The organism is Escherichia sp. WS1368 (genome assembly GCF_046487485.1).
Taxonomy (GTDB): domain Bacteria; phylum Pseudomonadota; class Gammaproteobacteria; order Enterobacterales; family Enterobacteriaceae; genus Escherichia; species Escherichia coli.
Map to the genome: position 1 here is coordinate 1 of NZ_JBJQJI010000029.1, position 19030 is coordinate 19030.

The window sequence follows — 19030 nt, forward strand, 5'->3', positions numbered from 1 at the left end:
CAGTTGTGAAGTAGTGATTCACGACTTCAAGGCGCTTTTCAAAAGGGTATTTTGGCTTTGACATATTAGGGGCTATTCCATTTCATCGTCCAACAAAATGGGTGCAGTACAGTTTGATAGAAATATCGGTCGGGGCCTTCGTCTTTCTGATTCCCGGTTAGCCTGAAAACAGAAAGTCTCAGGCACCCGCAGGCATCCTATGAGGTTTCCTTAGGGACGAAAATAATCACTTCACGAAATTGCGTGCTGTTTTCCAGAATTTTTCGTCATTCGGTTTAGCCAGTTTAATCATTCGTTACTCTCTTCATTCCAATGGCATTATTCTTCTCTGCCATAATTGTTGTAAAAATGTGACGCAAAGAGGTTTTTGGTCGTAAGAAATTACCGTCAAGTGCCGATGACTTTCTATCAGGAGTAAACCTGGAAGAGAGACAACGGTAATGAATACAACTCCCTCACAGCGATTAGGTTTTTTGCATCACATCAGGCTGGTTCCGTTATTTGCCTGCATTCTTGGCGGTATCTTAGTTCTATTCGCATTAAGTTCAGCCCTGGCCGGCTATTTCCTTTGGCAGGCCGATCGCGATCAGCGTGATGTTACTGCGGAGATTGAGATTCGGACCGGGTTAGCGAACAGTTCAGATTTTTTGCGTTCAGCCCGGATCAATATGATTCAGGCTGGTGCTGCGAGTCGTATTGCTGAAATGGAAGCAATGAAGCGAAATATTGCGCAAGCCGAATCGGAGATTAAACAGTCGCAGCAAGGTTATCGTGCTTATCAGAATCGGTCGGTGAAAACACCTGCTGATGAAGCCCTCGACACTGAATTAAATCAACGCTTCCAGGCTTATATCACGGGTATGCAACCGATGTTGAAATATGCCAAAAATGGCATGTTTGAAGCGATTATCAATCATGAAAGTGAGCAGATCCGACCGCTGGATAATGCTTATACCGATATTTTGAGCAAAGCCGTTAAGATACGTAGCGCCAGAGCCAACCAACTGGCGGAACTGGCCCATCAGCGCACCCGCCTGGGTGGGATGTTCATGATTGGCGCGTTTGTGCTTGCCCTGGTCATGACGCTGATAACATTTATAGTGCTACGTCGGATCGTCATTCGTCCACTGCAACATGCCGCACAACGGATTGAAAAAATCGCCAGTGGCGATCTGACGATGAATGATGAACCGGCGGGTCGTAATGAAATCGGTCGCTTAAGTCGTCATTTACAGCAAATGCAGCATTCACTGGGGATGACAGTAGGGACTGTTCGACAGGGTGCGGAAGAGATTTATCGTGGCACCAGCGAAATTTCAGCTGGCAATGCGGACCTGTCATCTCGCACCGAAGAACAAGCGGCGGCTATCGAACAAACTGCCGCCAGCATGGAGCAACTTACTGCGACGGTGAAACAGAATGCGGATAACGCGCATCATGCCAGCAAACTGGCGCAAGAGGCTTCTATTAAAGCCAGCGATGGCGGGCAGACGGTTTCCGGTGTAGTAAAAACGATGGGCGCTATCTCCACGAGTTCGAAGAAAATTTCTGAGATCACCGCCGTCATCAACAGTATTGCTTTCCAGACGAATATTCTGGCACTGAATGCTGCCGTTGAAGCCGCGCGAGCGGGTGAGCAAGGGCGTGGATTTGCCGTTGTCGCCAGCGAAGTACGGACACTCGCAAGCCGCAGCGCTCAGGCGGCGAAAGAGATTGAAGGCTTGATCAGTGAATCAGTCAGGTTAATTGACCTGGGGTCGGATGAGGTGGCAATGGCAGGGAAAACCATGAGCACTATTGTTGATGCCGTCGCGAGTGTCACACATATCATGCAGGAAATCGCCGCTGCCTCGGATGAACAAAGCAGAGGCATAACTCAGGTTAGCCAGGCGATTTCTGAAATGGATAAGGTGACGCAACAGAATGCTTCTCTGGTAGAAGAGGCCTCAGCGGCGGCGGTGTCCCTTGAAGAACAGGCGGCACGATTAACTGAGGCGGTGGACGTATTCCGTCTGAACAAACATTCTGTGTTGGCAGAACCTCGCGGAGCGGGTGAACAAGTTAGTTTCGCTACGGTGTGAAAATGTTCAAGGAAGGGATCGACAGATCCCTTCACCTTTCAGAACGGCATTGATTTTCGAATAGCGTTAATCATCAACTGGCAACCAGAAGAGAACGTTGCATCTACGCGGGTCAGTATTCCAATCGGTTCGCCTGCACCATGTCCCGGAACAGGCAGGGCCACCAGCGTGGCATGACGCAGGTCGTCTTTTACCGCGCCAGAAGGGACAAACCACACGTAGTCGTATTCAACCGTAAGTTGACGAGATAGCGAAGCAGACAGCGTTTCGATACAACCCGAAGGAATTTTACATCCCTGGCTCTGCACTAATGCATCTGAATGCTGGCGTGGCGCAGTGCCTTCTGGTGATACAACGACCGGCCATTCCAGCACCCGGCTTAGCGTTACGTTCTCCTGAAGTAGCGGATGATTGGGGCGGACAACCAGCTTCAGCGATTCAAGAAACAGCAGTTCGTAATTAAGCCCGGTCATCAGTTCAGGATCTGACATCCGACCAATGCCGATATCGATTTCCCCGGTTTTCAAACCCGCCAGAATCATAGGGTTACTCATTGTCGCAACTTGCAAGGTCGTTTCTTTTTGTTGCTGATGAAACTGACCTATAACCGAAGGTAATATCCCCAGTGCCGCAGTAGGTAGTGCACCAACCCTGACGACATCATTATTAAGACCTTCTTTACGATGAAGCGACTGTCCGGCAGTGTTGATGGCGTCAAGAACTCTGACTGCATGCGTTAAAAATTGTTCGCCGGGTAAGGTAAGTTGCGCCCCCTGACGACCACGCTCAAACAAGCGAGCGCCCGTCAGTTGCTCCAGTTCATTCAATGTTTTAGAGAGCGCAGGTTGACTCAAATTAAGGGTTTCAGCCGCGCGCCCCAAAGTTCCTTGTTGTGCGACAGCTACGAATGTATGAAGGTGGCGCAAACGGATGCGCTGACTAAACAGACTATTTTTTTCCATAAGCGATGTTAAAAACGAAGCGGTGTCGCTGACAAGTGAAGTTGTTTGATTATGATAACTTGATTGCAAAATATTATTAACAATTAAAGCAATTATGTTACAGCAAAATGGATAATATTGATGTTTTCGCGGCGAGATCACAGTTTGTAAATTCTTCCCGCCGGAGTGAATGCGGTTACCTACACTCCAGATTACTGACCACTGGAGGCAGACACTATGGCGAACAGCATCACGGCGGATGAGATTCGGGAACAGTTTTCGCAGGCAATGTCAGCCATGTACCAGCAAGAAGTTCCGCAGTACGGCACGCTGCTGGAACTGGTAGCTGATGTGAATCTGGCTGTGCTGGAAAACAATCCTCAACTGCACGAAAAAATGGTAAATGCAGACGAGCTGGCGCGACTGAATGTTGAACGTCATGGGGCGATTCGTGTTGGGACTGCACAAGAGCTTGCTACTCTTCGGCGGATGTTTGCCATTATGGGGATGTACCCGGTGAGCTATTACGATCTCTCGCAGGCGGGGGTGCCGGTACATTCGACAGCATTTCGGCCCATTGATGATGCTTCTCTGGCGCGTAATCCCTTCCGCGTTTTTACTTCATTACTCCGCCTTGAGCTTATCGAGAACGAAATTTTGCGCCAGAAAGCGGCGGAGATTCTGCGTCAGCGCGATATCTTCACCCCACGTTGTCGACAACTGTTAGAGGAATATGAGCAGCGGGGCGGTTTTAACGAAACACAGGCACAGGAGTTTGTGCAGGAAGCCCTGGAAACGTTTCGTTGGCACCAGTCAGCAACGGTAGATGAAGAAACCTATCGCGCCTTGCACAACGAACATCGGTTAATTGCTGATGTGGTCTGTTTTCCTGGATGCCATATCAACCACCTGACGCCACGTACGCTGGATATTGACCGGGTGCAGTCGATGATGCCTGAATGCGGGATTGAACCCAAAATTCTGATCGAAGGGCCGCCGCGCCGCGAGGTACCGATTTTACTACGCCAGACCAGCTTTAAAGCACTGGAAGAGACGGTGTTGTTTGCAGGGCAGAAACAGGGTACGCATACCGCGCGCTTTGGTGAAATAGAGCAGCGTGGTGTGGCATTAACGCCGAAAGGGCGACAACTGTATGATGATCTTCTGCGTAACGCTGGAACCGGGCAGGATAATCTCACTCACCAAATGCATTTACAGGAAACCTTCCGCACTTTTCCTGACAGTGAGTTTTTAATGCGTCAGCAAGGGTTGGCATGGTTCCGGTACCGTCTAACGCCTTCAGGTGAGGCGCATCGTCAGGCGATTCATTCCGGAGACGATCCACAGCCCTTAATTGAACGTGGTTGGGTAGTGGCGCAACCCATTACCTATGAAGATTTCTTGCCTGTTAGCGCGGCGGGGATCTTCCAGTCAAATCTGGGTAATGAAACGCAGGCACGCAGTCACGGTAATGCCAGTCGCGAAGCATTTGAGCAGGCGTTGGGCTGCCCGGTTTTGGATGAGTTCCAGCTTTATCAGGAAGCGGAAGAACGCAGTAAACGTCGCTGTGGTTTGCTTTAAACTCTGACCATCCGCCTTTGCAAAAATTTGCCTGATTTTACAAACGAATCAGGCTCATCCCATCGACATAAAAAAATTGCCGATTTATGCATATTCTCTCAGTTCAACAATTGGATTATTAATAAATATTGTCTAGAGTGAGCGGCCATAAATAAGCACTTTCTTGCCGCTGAAAACGACCAGCGCGGGACCATTCACAACACCAGAAGGACTCACTTTCAGGTATGGATCGTAGACGATTTATTAAAGGTTCAATGGCTATGGCCGCCGTGTGCGGTACCAGCGGCATTGCTTCTCTTTTTTCTCAGGCGGCATTCGCGGCAGATTCTGATATTGCCGACGGGCAAACCCAACGTTTTGACTTCTCCATTCTACAGTCAATGGCGCACGACTTAGCGCAAACAGCGTGGCGAGGTGCGCCGCGTCCGTTACCTGACACTCTGGCGACAATGACGCCGCAGGCTTATAACAGTATTCAATACGACGCCGAAAAATCGCTCTGGCATAACGTTGAGAACCGTCAACTGGACGCTCAGTTCTTCCATATGGGAATGGGATTCCGTCGCCGCGTTCGTATGTTTTCTGTAGATCCCGCAACACATCTGGCGCGTGAAATTCACTTTCGCCCGGAGTTGTTCAAATACAACGATGCGGGTGTTGATACCAAACAATTAGAAGGGCAAAGCGATCTCGGTTTTGCCGGTTTTCGCGTGTTTAAAGCCCCCGAACTGGCGCGCCGTGATGTCGTATCATTCCTCGGTGCGAGTTATTTCCGCGCCGTTGACGACACATATCAATACGGTCTATCGGCTCGCGGCCTGGCGATCGACACTTACACCGACAGTAAAGAAGAGTTCCCCGACTTTACCGCCTTCTGGTTTGATACGGTAAAACCGGGGGCAACCACCTTTACCGTTTATGCGTTGCTCGATAGCGCCAGCATTACTGGTGCCTATAAGTTCACTATCCATTGTGAGAAAAGTCAGGTGATTATGGATGTGGAAAATCACCTGTATGCGCGCAAAGACATTAAACAGCTGGGCATTGCGCCGATGACCAGCATGTTCAGCTGCGGTACTAATGAACGTCGGATGTGCGACACCATTCATCCGCAAATCCATGACTCTGATCGTCTGTCCATGTGGCGGGGCAACGGCGAGTGGATTTGCCGTCCGCTGAACAATCCGCAAAAATTGCAGTTCAATGCTTACACCGACAACAACCCGAAAGGGTTTGGTTTATTGCAACTGGATCGTGATTTCTCTCATTATCAGGACATTATGGGCTGGTATAACAAACGCCCAAGTCTGTGGGTGGAACCGCGTAACAAGTGGGGTAAGGGCACCATCGGCCTGATGGAAATCCCAACTACGGGTGAAACGCTGGATAACATTGTCTGCTTCTGGCAGCCAGAAAAAGCTGTAAAAGCGGGTGATGAGTTTGCATTCCAGTATCGTCTGTACTGGAGTGCGCAACCGCCTGTTCATTGCCCATTAGCGCGCGTTATGGCGACGCGTACCGGCATGGGCGGTTTCCCGGAAGGTTGGGCGCCAGGTGAACACTATCCCGAAAAATGGGCGCGTCGTTTTGCCGTCGATTTCGTTGGTGGTGATCTGAAAGCTGCCGCACCAAAAGGCATTGAGCCGGTGATTACGCTTTCCAGTGGGGAAGCGAAGCAAATCGAAATTCTCTATATTGAACCCATTGATGGTTATCGTATTCAGTTTGACTGGTATCCGACTTCGGACTCCACTGATCCGGTCGATATGCGGATGTATCTGCGTTGTCAGGGCGACGCTATCAGTGAAACATGGCTGTATCAGTATTTCCCGCCAGCGCCGGATAAACGTCAGTATGTTGACGACCGCGTGATGAGTTAATCGTTTTTTCTTCGGCACCTTCTTCGGGAGGTGCCGTCTGGTTAAACACGATCCCGCTCGCATTTTTCCCTAAGTTAAATGAGTAATCTGATAGTGTGTATTTCAGATACACCTTGTCAGCCACTAACAGGGAGTGCGTATGTTTCCAGAATACCGAGATTTAATATCCCGTCTGAAAAACGAAAATCCTCGCTTTATGTCCTTGTTCGATAAACACAATAAACTTGATCATGAAATTGCCAGAAAGGAAGGTTCCGACGGTCGAGGGTACAATGCGGAAGTGGTCCGCATGAAAAAACAAAAGCTACAGTTAAAAGATGAGATGCTCAAAATCCTGCAGCAGGAGAGCGTCAAAGAGGTGTAAACTTTCCTAAGCCGCCAGCCAGGCGGCTTTTTTAACAACTGCATGGATTGACTGGAGATAAGATGACCGAAACGATAAAAGTAAGCGAATCACTTGAATTACATGCTGTTGCAGAAAATCACGTCACACCTCTTTATCAGTTAATCTGTAAAAATAAAACCTGGTTACAGCAGTCGCTAAACTGGCCGCAGTTTGTTCAAAGTGAAGAGGACACGCGAAAAACGGTGCAGGGCAATGTAATGTTGCATCAACGCGGATATGCCAAAATGTTCATGATTTTCAAAGAAGATGAACTTATCGGCGTTATCTCGTTTAATCGTATTGAACCACTGAATAAAACCGCTGAAATCGGCTACTGGCTGGACGAATCTCATCAGGGGCAGGGGATCATTTCTCAGGCGCTGCAGGCATTGATTCATCATTACGCCCAGTCTGGTGAACTTAGACGCTTCGTGATCAAATGTCGGGTGGACAATGTGCAAAGCAACCAGGTCGCCTTGCGCAATGGTTTTATCCTTGAAGGTTGTCTGAAACAGGCTGAGTTCCTGAATGATGCCTATGATGATGTGAACTTATACGCGCGTATTATCGATTCACAATAACCCTGCCAGCGGCGTTCGCGTAATGCGCTCCTCGCCGTTAATGACTTTTGGACCACGGACATGAACCGTGTCGCCATCAAAGGCTTCAACGACGGCGTGGTCGGTTAACTCCACATGTTTTTCAATTATCACCGCACCTGTAATACGGCTCTCACCTTGTATTACAACGTGCTCGTCGAGCAGAATCGGTCCGCCACGTACCACGGCATTTCCGCCAATCAATACATGATGTTTTAACACACAATTACCTTCCACAATGGCATATTCCGCCACCTGCGAACTGTAATGAATCGTCGGAATGGCATCTTCTTCTATGCCAGCTTTCACCTGCGCGTGACCGTAGACTTTAGCGCAATCGCATAGCCAGACGTTGTTCTCTTCATTACCTTCAACGCTGGCAAAATCAAAAACTTCGGCGCGATGTTCAATAAAAGCATACCGGACGACGGCATCGCCATAAATTTGTGCCTGGTGAACAATACGCGAGGCGCTAACCCTTGCGCGATCATAAATTTGTAGCAGGAGTTGATGGTCGGGCGTTAAGCCTTGTGCGGCGACGATCATAGAATGTTGATCAATTAAGGCGTGACCAAATATTCTACATTGACCACAAACTAATGAGTCACGAATGGTGACGCTGTCACTTATATATGCATCCTGGCTGATTTCACTATTATCGATCCAGACGTTATCCGTTGCGTAAACCTCTCCCCAAAGAACGCTGGTGCCGGTGATACGCGTATTACCGGAAATCACCGTTCCGCCGAACGCAATAGCATTCTGATCGTAAATCCAGCAATTTCCTTCCTGTGCTAACACCGTTTCGCGATCGATCCAGCCGCCAGCGGTTCCTGCTATCACATCGTTAAAATCGCTAATGGCGATAATCTGCCGTAATAACACACTTTTTTTAGTGCCATCTTCCTGATAACTAAAGGCTCGCTGTTCTTCACTTAGACGATATTTGCGCATAGCGTTTTCCCACAGGTGACTTACTATAACCGTAGCAAATTCTGCGGCTCTGGCTATGCTCGAGAAAATTCCATAAAATGCATTTCAAATGTACTTTATAAATTAAACAAAATGAGTAAGAAGATGCAGAGCGATAAAGTGCTCAATTTGCCGGCAGGCTACTTTGGTATTGTGTTGGGGACGATAGGGATGGGATTTGCCTGGCGCTATGCCAGCCAGGTTTGGCAGGTCAGCCACTGGTTAGGGGATGGGCTAGTGATTCTGGCGATGATCATCTGGGGATTATTGACTAGCGCATTTATTACCCGACTCATACGCTTTCCGCATAGCGTGCTGGCGGAAGTTCGCCATCCAGTGCTGAGCAGTTTTGTGAGTTTGTTTCCGGCAACGACGATGCTGGTGGCGATTGGTTTTGTTCCGTGGTTTCGTCCACTGGCGGTGTGCCTGTTCAGTTTTGGTGTCGTGGTGCAACTGGCTTATGCCGCATGGCAAACTGCGGGATTATGGCGCGGATCTCACCCTGAAGAAGCTACCACGCCTGGACTGTATCTGCCGACAGTTGCCAACAACTTTATCAGCGCAATGGCCTGTGGTGCGTTGGGCTACACCGACGCAGGTCTGGTGTTTTTAGGCGCAGGCGTTTTCTCATGGCTAAGCCTTGAACCTGTGATCTTGCAGCGTCTGCGCAGTTCGGGAGAATTACCCACGGCACTGCGGACCTCACTCGGCATTCAGCTCGCTCCTGCACTGGTGGCCTGTAGTGCCTGGCTGAGCGTCAACGGCGGCGAGGGTGACACGCTGGCGAAAATGCTTTTCGGTTATGGACTGCTGCAACTGCTGTTTATGCTACGTCTGATGCCATGGTATCTCTCCCAGCCATTTAATGCTTCATTCTGGAGTTTCTCGTTCGGCGTATCTGCACTGGCAACCACCGGTTTGCATCTGGGGAGTGGCAGCGATAATGGATTTTTCCATACGCTGGCGGTGCCGCTGTTTATCTTTACCAATTTTATTATTGCAATACTGCTCATCCGTACTTTTGCGCTTCTGATGCAGGGAAAATTGTTAGTCAGAACCGAGCGCGCCGTTTTAATGAAAGCAGAGGACAAAGAATGATCATTCGTGATGAAAACTATTTTACTGATAAATATGAATTAACCCGCACACACTCTGAAGTGCTGGAAGCGGTGAAAGTGGTTAAACCGGGTAAAACGCTGGATCTGGGCTGTGGCAATGGTCGTAACAGTCTTTACCTGGCAGCCAATGGTTATGATGTTGACGCATGGGATAAAAATGCCATGAGTGTCGCCAACGTCGAGCGCATTAAGTCCATTGAAAATCTGGATAATTTACACACCCGGGTCGTTGATCTGAATAACCTCACATTTGATGGACAGTACGATTTTATTCTTTCGACTGTGGTGCTGATGTTCCTTGAGGCTAAAACCATCCCAGGGCTGATTGCCAATATGCAACGTTGCACTAAACCTGGCGGTTACAACCTGATTGTGGCGGCGATGGATACCGCTGATTATCCATGTACCGTCGGCTTCCCGTTTGCCTTCAAAGAGGGGGAATTACGTCGATATTACGAAGGCTGGGAGATGGTGAAATACAATGAAGACGTCGGCGAGCTGCACCGCACCGACGCCAACGGTAATCGTATTAAACTGCGTTTCGCCACGATGCTGGCACGTAAAAAATGATCCGGTAAGAACAAAGCGCGTGAAAATTCCCCACGCTGAGATGGTTTACTGTTCTTCTTTTCGGTAAGCATATTTTTTATCGAAGGGATGTGAAATTAATCACAGTAGTCGAAGTTTTTTAGCCGCTTAACTTACTGAAATTTAACTACTGATGATTGACTTAGCCCCTTTTTCGACATTGACTATGTCGTCTGAAAAGGGGCTAAAAAATTTATTTTCACCAACACTTTTTTTGCCACAACACGAAGCGGCGCTTTTTGCTATAACTTAGAAAGTAATATAATCATCTCAGGAAACTATTCATGCGTACCACATCATTTGCGAAAGTTGCAGCTTTATGCGGCTTGTTGGCTCTGTCTGGTTGTGCCTCTAAAATCACCCAGCCAGATAAATATTCTGGTTTTTTAAACAATTACTCTGATTTAAAAGAAACAACCTCGGCAACAGGTAAACCTGTTTTACGTTGGGTAGACCCGAGTTTTGATCAAAGCAAATATGACAGCATCGTCTGGAACCCAATCACTTATTATCCGGTACCGAAACCTTCTACCCAGGTAGGGCAGAAAGTTCTGGATAAAATTTTGAACTATACCAACACCGAAATGAAAGAAGCGATAGCGCAGCGTAAACCACTGGTTACCACCGCTGGGCCGCATAGTCTGATTTTCCGTGGGGCCATTACCGGTGTAGATACCAGCAAAGAAGGGCTGCAATTCTATGAAGTGGTTCCTGTTGCATTAGTGGTTGCGGGGACGCAAATGGCTACAGGCCACCGTACCATGGATACTCGCCTCTATTTTGAAGGTGAGCTGATTGATGCAGCGACTAATAAACCGGTTATCAAAGTCGTTCGTCAGGGCGAAGGTAAAGACCTGAATAACGAAAGTACGCCAATGGCTTTCGAAAATATTAAACAAGTTATTGATGACATGGCGACCGATGCCACCATGTTTGACGTTAACAAAAAGTAGTTCCAGACGCGCCATCGTTAGATGGCGCTTTTTATTATCGGTTTCTGTTAGCGATTAAATTCAACACCACGTAACAAACGCCTCCGGCAATTAATCCCCAAAACGCAGAACCAATCCCGAACAGCGTCAATCCACTTGCCGTTACCAGAAATGCCACCACCGCCGCGTCTCGCTCACGCTCATTATGCAGCGCCTGATACAAACTGCCGCCAATGGTACTCAACAGCGCCAGACCTGCCAGCATCTGGATCCAACTTACGGGCAGGGCAGACATCATCCCGGTAATGGCACTACCAAACAGACCTGCGAGCAAATAGAAAATGCCTGCAACGGCAGCGGCCAGCCAACGTTGATCTTTATCCGGATGCGCTTCCGGGCTTTGGCAAATAGCCGCGGTGATTGCCGCAATACCGACGGAATAAACGCCGAAAGGGGAAAAAAACAGTGCCAGCAATCCAGTAAATACAATTAATGGCGAAACAGGAGCCGAATATCCGGCTGCTTTCATTGCTGCGATACCCGGTGCGTTTTGCGATGCCATCGTCACCAGAAAAAGGGGAAGTGCAACGCTCAGACTGTGAGCAAACGCAAAATCAGGGGTGATATAAGTGGGGAGAACGGGTTTAAAGACAACATCAGTTGTGACAACGTCACCCTGCGCGATAACGATGACGATCCCAATAATCATCGCGGCAATTACCGCATAGCGCGGCGCAACGGCCCTGGTTGCCAGCCATACCAGCAACATACTGCCACACAACGTAAATTGACCATCCAGGCTCGCAAACGCCTGTAAACCAAAGCGTAATAAAATCCCGGCAAGCATTGCCGCCGCAAGCGAGTGCGGAATAATGCGCATCAGACGAGCAAAGAGTCCCGTTATGCCGCAGAGGACTATTAACGCGTTGGTGACAATAAAAACGCCGATGGCTTCGTTAAGTGTTAGTCCCTGCAATCCGGTGACCAACAAAGCCGCGCCAGGCGTTGACCATGCAGTGAGAACAGGTACGCGATACCATAATGTCAGAGTCAGCGTACTGACGCCCATTGCCAGCCCCAGCGCCGTCATCCAGCCAGAGATTTGTGCAGTGGTGGCTCCGGCGACAATCGCTGCTTGCCAGATTATTGCCGCTGAACTGGCGTAGCCAATTAATACCGCCAGAAACCCCGCAAGTAGCGTGGGCGGAGGAATAGAAAACAGACGCATAGTCACCTCGTGCGTTATAACGTACAGGTACCGTAGCATTTGTCCGTTATAACGCACAAGTGATAAACTTCCGTTTTGCCGGAGGAGTCGCATGGAAAATCTCGCTCGCTTTTTATCCACCACACTTAAACAACTACGTCAGCAGCATGGCTGGAGTCTTTCGCGACTGGCAGAAGCGACGGGCGTTTCTAAAGCGATGTTAGGGCAGATTGAGCGTAATGAGTCCAGCCCGACGGTCGCGACATTATGGAAAATTGCCACCGGGTTGAATGTGCCATTTTCGACATTTATTTCTCCGCCGCAGTCCGCTACGCCTTCAGTTTATGATCCGCAACAGCAGGCGATGGTGATCACTTCGCTGTTTCCTTATGATCCACAACTCTGCTTTGAACACTTCTCGATTCAGATGGCACCCGGTGCAATAAGCGAATCGACGCCCCATGAGAAGGGAGTAATCGAACATGTTGTCGTCATTGATGGGCAACTTGATCTGTGCGTTGATGGTGAATGGCAGAGCCTTAATTGTGGAAAAGGCGCTCGATTTGCTGCAGACGTTACGCATGTCTATCGTAATGGTGGGGAGCAAATCGTACATTTTCATTCCCTCATCCATTACCCGCGCAGTTAAGCGGGAAAACTATTTCGCAACGTCGCGCTTGTGGCTAAAATAGCCGCCATTTTTCAGCTACTGGATAAGAATGTGACCGTATCTTCTCATCGACTTGAACTGTTAAGCCCGGCACGCGATGCCGCCATTGCCCGCGAAGCTATTTTGCACGGTGCCGATGCTGTTTATATCGGCGGCCCTGGTTTTGGTGCCCGTCATAATGCCAGTAATAGCCTGAAAGATATTGCCGAACTGGTGCCGTTTGCCCATCGTTATGGTGCAAAAATTTTCGTCACGCTTAACACCATTTTGCATGATGATGAGCTGGAACCTGCGCAACGGCTGATTACCGACTTCTACCAGACCGGCGTCGATGCGCTGATTGTTCAGGATATGGGGATTCTGGAACTTGATATTCCGCCGATTGAACTGCACGCCAGTACGCAGTGCGATATTCGCACAGTAGAAAAAGCGAAGTTCCTCTCTGATGTTGGCTTCACGCAGATTGTGCTGGCGCGAGAGCTGAATCTTGAGCAGATCCGCGCGATTCACCAGGCCACGGACGCGACCATTGAATTCTTTATTCATGGCGCACTGTGCGTGGCCTATTCGGGTCAGTGCTACATTTCTCATGCGCAAACAGGGCGTAGCGCCAACCGTGGCGATTGCTCGCAGGCGTGCCGTTTGCCATACACATTGAAAGACGATCAGGGGCGGGTGGTTTCCTATGAAAAACATCTGCTGTCGATGAAAGATAACGATCAGACTGCCAACCTCGGCGCGCTGATTGATGCTGGCGTACGCTCCTTCAAGATTGAAGGGCGTTACAAAGATATGAGCTACGTGAAGAATATCACCGCCCATTATCGCCAGATGCTGGATGCCATTATTGAAGAACGTGGCGATCTGACGCGTGCTTCATCAGGTCGTACTGAACATTTCTTTGTTCCATCGACGGAAAAGACTTTCCACCGTGGTAGCACAGATTATTTTGTGAATGCCCGTAAAGGCGATATTGGCGCGTTCGATTCGCCGAAATTTATCGGCCTGCCGGTGGGTGAAGTATTGAAAGTGGCGAAAGATCATCTCGATGTTGCCGTTTCCGAACCACTGGCAAATGGCGACGGCCTGAACGTGATGATTAAACGTGAAGTCGTCGGCTTTCGTGCCAATACGGTCGAGAAAACCGGAGAAAATCAGTACCGCGTCTGGCCCAATGAAATGCCAGCAGAGTTGCACAAAATTCGCCCGCATCACCCACTAAACCGTAATCTTGATCATAACTGGCAGCAGGCACTGACAAAAACCTCCAGCGAACGTCGGGTGGCGGTAGACATTGAACTGGGCGGCTGGCAGGAACAACTGATTCTGACCCTCACCAGTGAAGAGGGTGTCAGCATCACGCATACGCTGGACGGGCAGTTCGACGAAGCCAATAACGCCGAAAAAGCAATGAACAATCTAAAGGATGGTCTGGCAAAACTGGGGCAAACCATCTATTACGCCCGCGATGTGCAAATTAATTTGCCGGGTGCGCTGTTTGTACCAAACAGTCTGTTAAATCAGTTCCGCCGTGAAGCCGCCGACATGCTGGATGCTGCACGTCTTGCCGGTTACCAGCGGGGCAGCCGTAAACCGGTTGCTGATCCTGCGCCGGTTTATCCGCAAACGCATCTGAGTTTCCTCGCGAACGTATACAACCAGAAAGCGCGTGAATTTTATCATCGCTACGGTGTGCAGCTGATTGACGCGGCGTATGAGGCACATGAAGAGAAGGGCGAAGTCCCGGTGATGATCACTAAGCATTGTCTGCGCTTTGCCTTCAATCTGTGCCCGAAACAGGCGAAAGGCAATATCAAAAGCTGGAAGGCGACGCCAATGCAACTGGTTAACGGCGATGAAGTATTAACGCTAAAGTTTGATTGCCGCCCATGCGAGATGCACGTCATCGGCAAAATTAAAAATCACATTCTGAAAATGCCGTTACCGGGAAGTGTTGTCGCCTCCGTAAGTCCGGATGAGCTGCTGAAAACATTGCCGAAGCGAAAAGGGTAAAATGCCAGTTTTCTGGTTACTCACAACTTATTGAATCTGCATGATATTGTTGGCCGGGTAAGGCGTCACGCCGCATCCGGCAATAAATGACTCAACGTTGTCCCGCTTCTGGTTTGCGCGATTGTTGCCAGTAAAAATGCTCGCGCAAACCTTCCGCCGACTCTTCCGCCACAGCACGCAATTCATCGCTGTCCGCTTCATGACGCAGCTGATGATCCACATTCTTTACCCACACAAATTCATGTCCTTTGTGCCCTGCCATGAGTTGTCCTGAGAACAGCGCACACGTTAATAAGACAACCGATAACGCCTTCGTAAACATCCTGCCACCTTTTTCTTACCTTTTGCCGCTATGATGCCGATCGTTTCTTGAGGTTATTATTCAGTTTTGCAAATTAGCGCAAAGAAATTATGGAATCTTCCTTCCTGATTTTGCATTGCATTCTGCCGTTGCGGCGATTTAGTGCTATTTTCGAGCAAATTACACACGGAGGTAAACACTAATGTTTACTTTGTTGATATACTCAGCGGCAGGGAGGCGATGTGAAACAAAGCGAGTTCAGACGTTGGCTCGAATCTCAGGGCGTCGATGTAGCGAATGGCAGCAACCATTTAAAACTCAGGTTTCACGGGAGGCGCAGTGTCATGCCGCGTCACCCCAGCGAAGAGATTAAAGAACCATTGCGTAAAGCCATTCTGAAACAACTCGGTTTGAGTTAATCGCCAATTAAAAAGGTTAATGACATGCGAGAGACAGTCGAAATTATGCGTTATCCCGTCACTCTTACACCCGCGCCGGAAGGCGGTTATATGGTTTCTTTTGTGGATATCCCTGAAGCGTTGACCCAGGGCGAAACTGTCGCTGAAGCGATGGAAGCGGCAAAAGATGCTTTACTGACCGCATTTGATTTTTATTTTGAAGATAACGAGCTTATCCCTTTACCTTCGCCATCAAATAGTCACGATCACTTTATTGAAGTGCCTTTGAGCGTCGCCTCTAAAGTATTGCTGTTAAATGCTTTTTTACAGTCAGAAATCACTCAGCAAGAGTTAGCCAGGCGAATTGGCAAACCTAAACAGGAAATTACTCGCTTATTTAACTTGCACCATGCGACAAAAATCGACGCCGTCCAGCTTGCGGCTAAGGCGCTTGGCAAAGAGTTATCGCTGGTGATGGTTTAATTACAGTTAACGAAAAGTTGTCATTTTTAACAACTGATATAGACTGCCGAATCATCTGCACATAATTACGATTCGATAATGAAAAAATACCAGCAGCTTGCAGAACAATTACGCGAGCAGATTGCGTCGGGTATCTGGCAACCTGGCGATCGTTTGCCTTCGTTGCGTGACCAGGTGGCGCTTTCTGGCATGAGCTTTATGACCGTGAGCCATGCCTATCAGTTGCTCGAAAGTCAGGGATATATTATCGCGCGACCGCAGTCGGGTTATTACGTTGCGCCACAGGCAATAAAAATGCCGAAAGCGCCAGTCATTCCTGTCACTCGAGATGAAGCAGTCGATATCAACACCTATATTTTTGATATGTTGCAGGCCAGTCGCGATCCGTCGGTAGTTCCGTTTGCCTCGGCCTTTCCCGACCCGCGACTTTTCCCCCTCCAACAACTCAACCGCTCGCTGGCGCAGGTAAGCAAAACCGCCACGGCGATGAGCGTGATTGAAAACTTACCGCCAGGAAACGCAGAACTGCGTCAGGCTATTGCTCGTCGCTATGCCTTACAGGGCATCACTATTTCTCCTGATGAAATTGTCATTACCGCCGGGGCGTTAGAGGCATTAAACCTCAGTTTACAAGCGGTCACTGAACCGGGCGATTGGGTGATAGTAGAGAATCCTTGTTTCTACGGCGCGTTGCAGGCGCTGGAGCGGTTACGGCTGAAGGCGTTATCGGTGGCGACGGACGTTAAAGAAGGGATTGATCTCAAGGCGCTGGAACTGGCGTTGCAGGAGTATCCGGTGAAAGCGTGCTGGCTGATGACTAATAGCCAGAATCCACTCGGATTTACCTTAACGCCGCAGAAAAAAGCGCGGCTGGTAGCGTTGCTCAATCAGTACAACGTAACGCTGATTGAAGATGACGTGTACAGCGAACTTTATTTTGGACGGGAAAAACCGCTGCCTGCGAAAGCGTGGGATCGCCACGATGGCGTTTTGCATTGCTCTTCGTTTTCGAAATGTCTGGTGCCTGGTTTTCGTATTGGTTGGGTCGCCGCCGGAAAACATGCACGTAAAATTCAACGCTTGCAGTTGATGAGTACGCTTTCCACCAGCTCACCGATGCAGCTTGCACTGGTGGATTACCTTTCCACGCGCCGATACGACGCCCATCTTCGTCGCTTGCGTCGCCAGCTTGCGGAGCGTAAACAACGTGCCTGGCAGGCACTGCTGCGTTATCTGCCTGCGGAAGTGAAAATTCATCATAATGACAGCGGTTATTTTCTCTGGCTGGAGCTCCCCGCGCCGTTAGATGCGGGCGAATTAAGCCTGGCAGCACTGACGCATCATATCAGTATTGCGCCGGGTAAAATGTTTTCTACCGGTGAAAACTGGTCACGTTTTTTCCGTTTTAATACCGCGTGGCAGTGGGGCGAGCGCGAAGAACAGGCGGTTAAACAATTAGGCAAACTTATTCAAGAACGACTGTAATAGCGTTTAATTTAATTCCTCTCAGGTTAAGTAATATGAATTTCGAATAGCAGTCATATTTCCTAACTCCTTGTCTATACTCCAGAAGATAACCTTACAGACGGCATAATGCGCGGTAGCTCACAACCTGATTAAATTTTCTCAGGGGCGAAGGTGTGCCTGCTAGCCGCCGTCTATGGTTAAACAAGGAGATATTTTTACGGCACGGCGGCTGAACAATTAATTACGACAGGAGTAAGACTTTATGAGCAAGACATTTGCCCGCAGCAGCCTGTGTGCGCTCACCATGACAATAATGACCGCTCACGCCGCCGAACCACCTACCAATTTAGATAAACCGGAAGGGCGACTGGATATTATCGCCTGGCCGGGATACATCGAACGCGGACAAACTGATAAACAATACGACTGGGTAACGCAATTCGAAAAAGAGACTGGCTGCGCGGTGAATGTGAAAACCGCCGCGACTTCCGATGAAATGGTCAGTCTGATGACCAAAGGGGGTTACGATCTGGTTACGGCATCCGGCGATGCCTCGCTGCGCCTGATTATGGGCAAACGCGTGCAGCCGATTAATACCGCATTGATTCCCAACTGGAAAACGCTCGATCCGCGCGTGGTTAAAGGCGACTGGTTTAACGTTAGTGGCAAAGTTTATGGCACACCTTACCAATGGGGTCCGAACCTGTTGATGTACAACACTAAAACCTTCCCGACGCCGCCGGATAGCTGGCAAGTGGTTTTTGTTGAGCAGAATCTGCCGGACGGCAAGAGCAATAAAGGCCGCGTTCAGGCTTATGATGGCCCTATCTACATTGCGGACGCTGCGTTGTTCGTTAAAGCCACTCAGCCGCAGTTGGGCATCAGCGATCCGTATCAACTCACCGAAGAACAGTACCAGGCGGTGCTGAAAGTGCTGCGCGATCAACATAGTTTGATCCATCGCTACTGGCATGACACTACCGTGCAAATGAGCGATTTCAAAAACGAGGGTGTGGTTGCTTCCAGTGCATGGCCCTATCAGGCCAACGCCCTGAAAGCCGAAGGCCAGCCTGTCGCGACCCTATTCCCGAAAGAGGGCGTTACCGGTTGGGCTGACACCACCATGCTACATAGTGAAGCGAAACATCCGGTTTGCGCCTACAAATGGATGAACTGGTCATTAACGCCAAAAGTGCAGGGCGATGTGGCGGCCTGGTTTGGCTCGTTACCGGTAGTGCCGGAAGGGTGTAAAGCCAGTCCGTTATTAGGCGAGAAAGGGTGTGAAACAAACGGTTTTAACTATTTCGATAAAATCGCCTTCTGGAAAACACCTATAGCAGAAGGGGGCAAGTTTGTTCCCTACAGTCGCTGGACGCAGGATTACATTGCCATTATGGGCGGTCGCTAACTTCGC

At 49.2% G+C, this 19030-nt stretch carries 18 protein-coding genes; 14 read left to right on the forward strand and 4 right to left on the reverse strand.

Going from position 1 to position 19030, the window contains the following annotated elements:
- Positions 1-440 precede the first annotated feature (440 nt).
- A complete protein-coding gene (trg, locus tag ACJHYD_RS23505; protein WP_001551085.1) occupies positions 441-2081 on the forward strand; it encodes a methyl-accepting chemotaxis protein Trg in 1641 nt (546 codons plus the stop codon).
- A 38-nt stretch (positions 2082-2119) separates the two neighbouring features.
- Here trg and ACJHYD_RS23510 read toward each other — a convergent pair whose 3' ends face one another.
- The gene (locus ACJHYD_RS23510) at positions 2120-3043 is read right to left on the reverse strand and encodes a LysR substrate-binding domain-containing protein (RefSeq protein WP_000414564.1); all 924 of its coding nucleotides are present in this window, start codon (positions 3041-3043) and stop codon (positions 2120-2122) included.
- Between the two features lie 216 nt (positions 3044-3259).
- Between ACJHYD_RS23510 and ACJHYD_RS23515 the strand changes: the two genes are divergently transcribed.
- The 4 genes from ACJHYD_RS23515 to rimL all read left to right on the forward strand — a co-directional run bounded on the left by ACJHYD_RS23515 (position 3260) and on the right by rimL (position 7449).
- On the forward strand, positions 3260-4603 hold the full coding sequence (locus ACJHYD_RS23515; RefSeq protein ID WP_000013807.1) for a VOC family protein: 1344 nt from the start codon (positions 3260-3262) through the stop codon (positions 4601-4603).
- A gap of 224 nt (positions 4604-4827) precedes the next feature.
- Positions 4828-6483, forward strand: a complete 1656-nt coding sequence (opgD, locus tag ACJHYD_RS23520; protein WP_000375956.1) for a glucan biosynthesis protein OpgD — start codon at positions 4828-4830, stop codon at positions 6481-6483.
- 139 nt (positions 6484-6622) lie between these two features.
- Entirely contained in the window at positions 6623-6847 is a 225-nt protein-coding gene (locus tag ACJHYD_RS23525; RefSeq protein WP_001296778.1) for a YdcH family protein, read from the forward strand.
- Between the two features lie 62 nt (positions 6848-6909).
- Positions 6910-7449 carry a 50S ribosomal protein L7/L12-serine acetyltransferase gene (rimL, locus tag ACJHYD_RS23530; protein WP_001523221.1) on the forward strand — a complete coding sequence of 180 codons (540 nt, stop codon included), beginning with the start codon at positions 6910-6912 and terminating at the stop codon, positions 7447-7449.
- Here the strand turns inward: rimL and ydcK are convergent.
- On the reverse strand, positions 7441-8421 hold the full coding sequence (gene ydcK, locus ACJHYD_RS23535) for a YdcK family protein (RefSeq protein WP_001551086.1): 981 nt from the start codon (positions 8419-8421) through the stop codon (positions 7441-7443). The two genes, rimL and ydcK, sit on opposite strands and share 9 nt — an antisense overlap.
- A 123-nt stretch (positions 8422-8544) precedes the next feature.
- Here ydcK and tehA point away from each other — a divergent pair, with 123 nt between their 5' ends.
- The 3 genes from tehA to ACJHYD_RS23550 all read left to right on the forward strand — a co-directional run bounded on the left by tehA (position 8545) and on the right by ACJHYD_RS23550 (position 11098).
- Positions 8545-9537, forward strand: a complete 993-nt coding sequence (gene tehA, locus ACJHYD_RS23540) for a dicarboxylate transporter/tellurite-resistance protein TehA (RefSeq protein ID WP_001296725.1) — start codon at positions 8545-8547, stop codon at positions 9535-9537.
- A complete protein-coding gene (gene tehB / locus ACJHYD_RS23545) occupies positions 9534-10127 on the forward strand; it encodes a tellurite resistance methyltransferase TehB (protein WP_001551087.1) in 594 nt (197 codons plus the stop codon). Before tehA ends, tehB begins: the two co-directional genes overlap by 4 nt.
- A gap of 302 nt (positions 10128-10429) precedes the next feature.
- On the forward strand, positions 10430-11098 hold the full coding sequence (locus tag ACJHYD_RS23550; protein ID WP_001261003.1) for a DUF3313 domain-containing protein: 669 nt from the start codon (positions 10430-10432) through the stop codon (positions 11096-11098).
- A gap of 34 nt (positions 11099-11132) precedes the next feature.
- Here ACJHYD_RS23550 and ydcO read toward each other — a convergent pair whose 3' ends face one another.
- Positions 11133-12344 carry a BenE family transporter YdcO gene (gene ydcO / locus ACJHYD_RS23555; protein WP_071591517.1) on the reverse strand — a complete coding sequence of 404 codons (1212 nt, stop codon included), beginning with the start codon at positions 12342-12344 and terminating at the stop codon, positions 11133-11135.
- Positions 12345-12396: 52 nt separating this feature from the next.
- On the opposite strand from ydcO, the gene sutR reads away from it, so the two are divergent.
- Entirely contained in the window at positions 12397-12933 is a 537-nt protein-coding gene (gene sutR / locus ACJHYD_RS23560) for a DNA-binding transcriptional regulator SutR (RefSeq protein ID WP_001551089.1), read from the forward strand.
- Positions 12934-13005: 72 nt separating this feature from the next.
- Entirely contained in the window at positions 13006-14967 is a 1962-nt protein-coding gene (gene rlhA, locus ACJHYD_RS23565; RefSeq protein ID WP_001551090.1) for a 23S rRNA 5-hydroxycytidine C2501 synthase, read from the forward strand.
- Positions 14968-15058: 91 nt separating this feature from the next.
- On the opposite strand, the gene ACJHYD_RS23570 is transcribed toward rlhA, so the two are convergent.
- Positions 15059-15289: a YncJ family protein gene (locus ACJHYD_RS23570; protein ID WP_023910283.1), complete on the reverse strand. Its 231-nt coding sequence runs from the start codon at positions 15287-15289 to the stop codon at positions 15059-15061.
- Between the two features lie 221 nt (positions 15290-15510).
- On the opposite strand from ACJHYD_RS23570, the gene hicA reads away from it, so the two are divergent.
- The 4 genes from hicA (at position 15511) to ydcS (ending at position 19024) form a co-directional block, all read left to right on the forward strand.
- Complete coding sequence (gene hicA / locus ACJHYD_RS23575) at positions 15511-15687, forward strand: type II toxin-antitoxin system mRNA interferase toxin HicA (RefSeq protein WP_000813795.1); 177 nt, start codon at positions 15511-15513, stop codon at positions 15685-15687.
- A gap of 45 nt (positions 15688-15732) precedes the next feature.
- Positions 15733-16149 carry a type II toxin-antitoxin system antitoxin HicB gene (gene hicB / locus ACJHYD_RS23580; RefSeq protein ID WP_076797675.1) on the forward strand — a complete coding sequence of 139 codons (417 nt, stop codon included), beginning with the start codon at positions 15733-15735 and terminating at the stop codon, positions 16147-16149.
- Positions 16150-16227: 78 nt separating this feature from the next.
- A complete protein-coding gene (locus ACJHYD_RS23585) occupies positions 16228-17634 on the forward strand; it encodes a PLP-dependent aminotransferase family protein (protein ID WP_001551093.1) in 1407 nt (468 codons plus the stop codon).
- Between the two features lie 244 nt (positions 17635-17878).
- The gene (gene ydcS, locus ACJHYD_RS23590) at positions 17879-19024 is read left to right on the forward strand and encodes a putative ABC transporter substrate-binding protein YdcS (RefSeq protein WP_001551094.1); all 1146 of its coding nucleotides are present in this window, start codon (positions 17879-17881) and stop codon (positions 19022-19024) included.
- Positions 19025-19030 lie beyond the last annotated feature (6 nt).

Bases quoted from the DNA above. Each gene is read 5' to 3' on its own strand.
- trg (WP_001551085.1), top strand. From the start codon at position 441: ATGAATACAACTCCCTCACAGCGATTAGGTTTTTTGCATCACATCAGG.
- ACJHYD_RS23510 (WP_000414564.1), bottom strand. From the start codon at position 3,043: ATGGAAAAAAATAGTCTGTTTAGTCAGCGCATCCGTTTGCGCCACCTT.
- ACJHYD_RS23515 (WP_000013807.1), top strand. From the start codon at position 3,260: ATGGCGAACAGCATCACGGCGGATGAGATTCGGGAACAGTTTTCGCAG.
- opgD (WP_000375956.1), top strand. From the start codon at position 4,828: ATGGATCGTAGACGATTTATTAAAGGTTCAATGGCTATGGCCGCCGTG.
- ACJHYD_RS23525 (WP_001296778.1), top strand. From the start codon at position 6,623: ATGTTTCCAGAATACCGAGATTTAATATCCCGTCTGAAAAACGAAAAT.
- rimL (WP_001523221.1), top strand. From the start codon at position 6,910: ATGACCGAAACGATAAAAGTAAGCGAATCACTTGAATTACATGCTGTT.
- ydcK (WP_001551086.1), bottom strand. From the start codon at position 8,421: ATGCGCAAATATCGTCTAAGTGAAGAACAGCGAGCCTTTAGTTATCAG.
- tehA (WP_001296725.1), top strand. From the start codon at position 8,545: ATGCAGAGCGATAAAGTGCTCAATTTGCCGGCAGGCTACTTTGGTATT.
- tehB (WP_001551087.1), top strand. From the start codon at position 9,534: ATGATCATTCGTGATGAAAACTATTTTACTGATAAATATGAATTAACC.
- ACJHYD_RS23550 (WP_001261003.1), top strand. From the start codon at position 10,430: ATGCGTACCACATCATTTGCGAAAGTTGCAGCTTTATGCGGCTTGTTG.
- ydcO (WP_071591517.1), bottom strand. From the start codon at position 12,344: ATGCTACGGTACCTGTACGTTATAACGCACGAGGTGACTATGCGTCTG.
- sutR (WP_001551089.1), top strand. From the start codon at position 12,397: ATGGAAAATCTCGCTCGCTTTTTATCCACCACACTTAAACAACTACGT.
- ACJHYD_RS23570 (WP_023910283.1), bottom strand. From the start codon at position 15,289: ATGTTTACGAAGGCGTTATCGGTTGTCTTATTAACGTGTGCGCTGTTC.
- hicB (WP_076797675.1), top strand. From the start codon at position 15,733: ATGCGTTATCCCGTCACTCTTACACCCGCGCCGGAAGGCGGTTATATG.
- ACJHYD_RS23585 (WP_001551093.1), top strand. From the start codon at position 16,228: ATGAAAAAATACCAGCAGCTTGCAGAACAATTACGCGAGCAGATTGCG.
- ydcS (WP_001551094.1), top strand. From the start codon at position 17,879: ATGAGCAAGACATTTGCCCGCAGCAGCCTGTGTGCGCTCACCATGACA.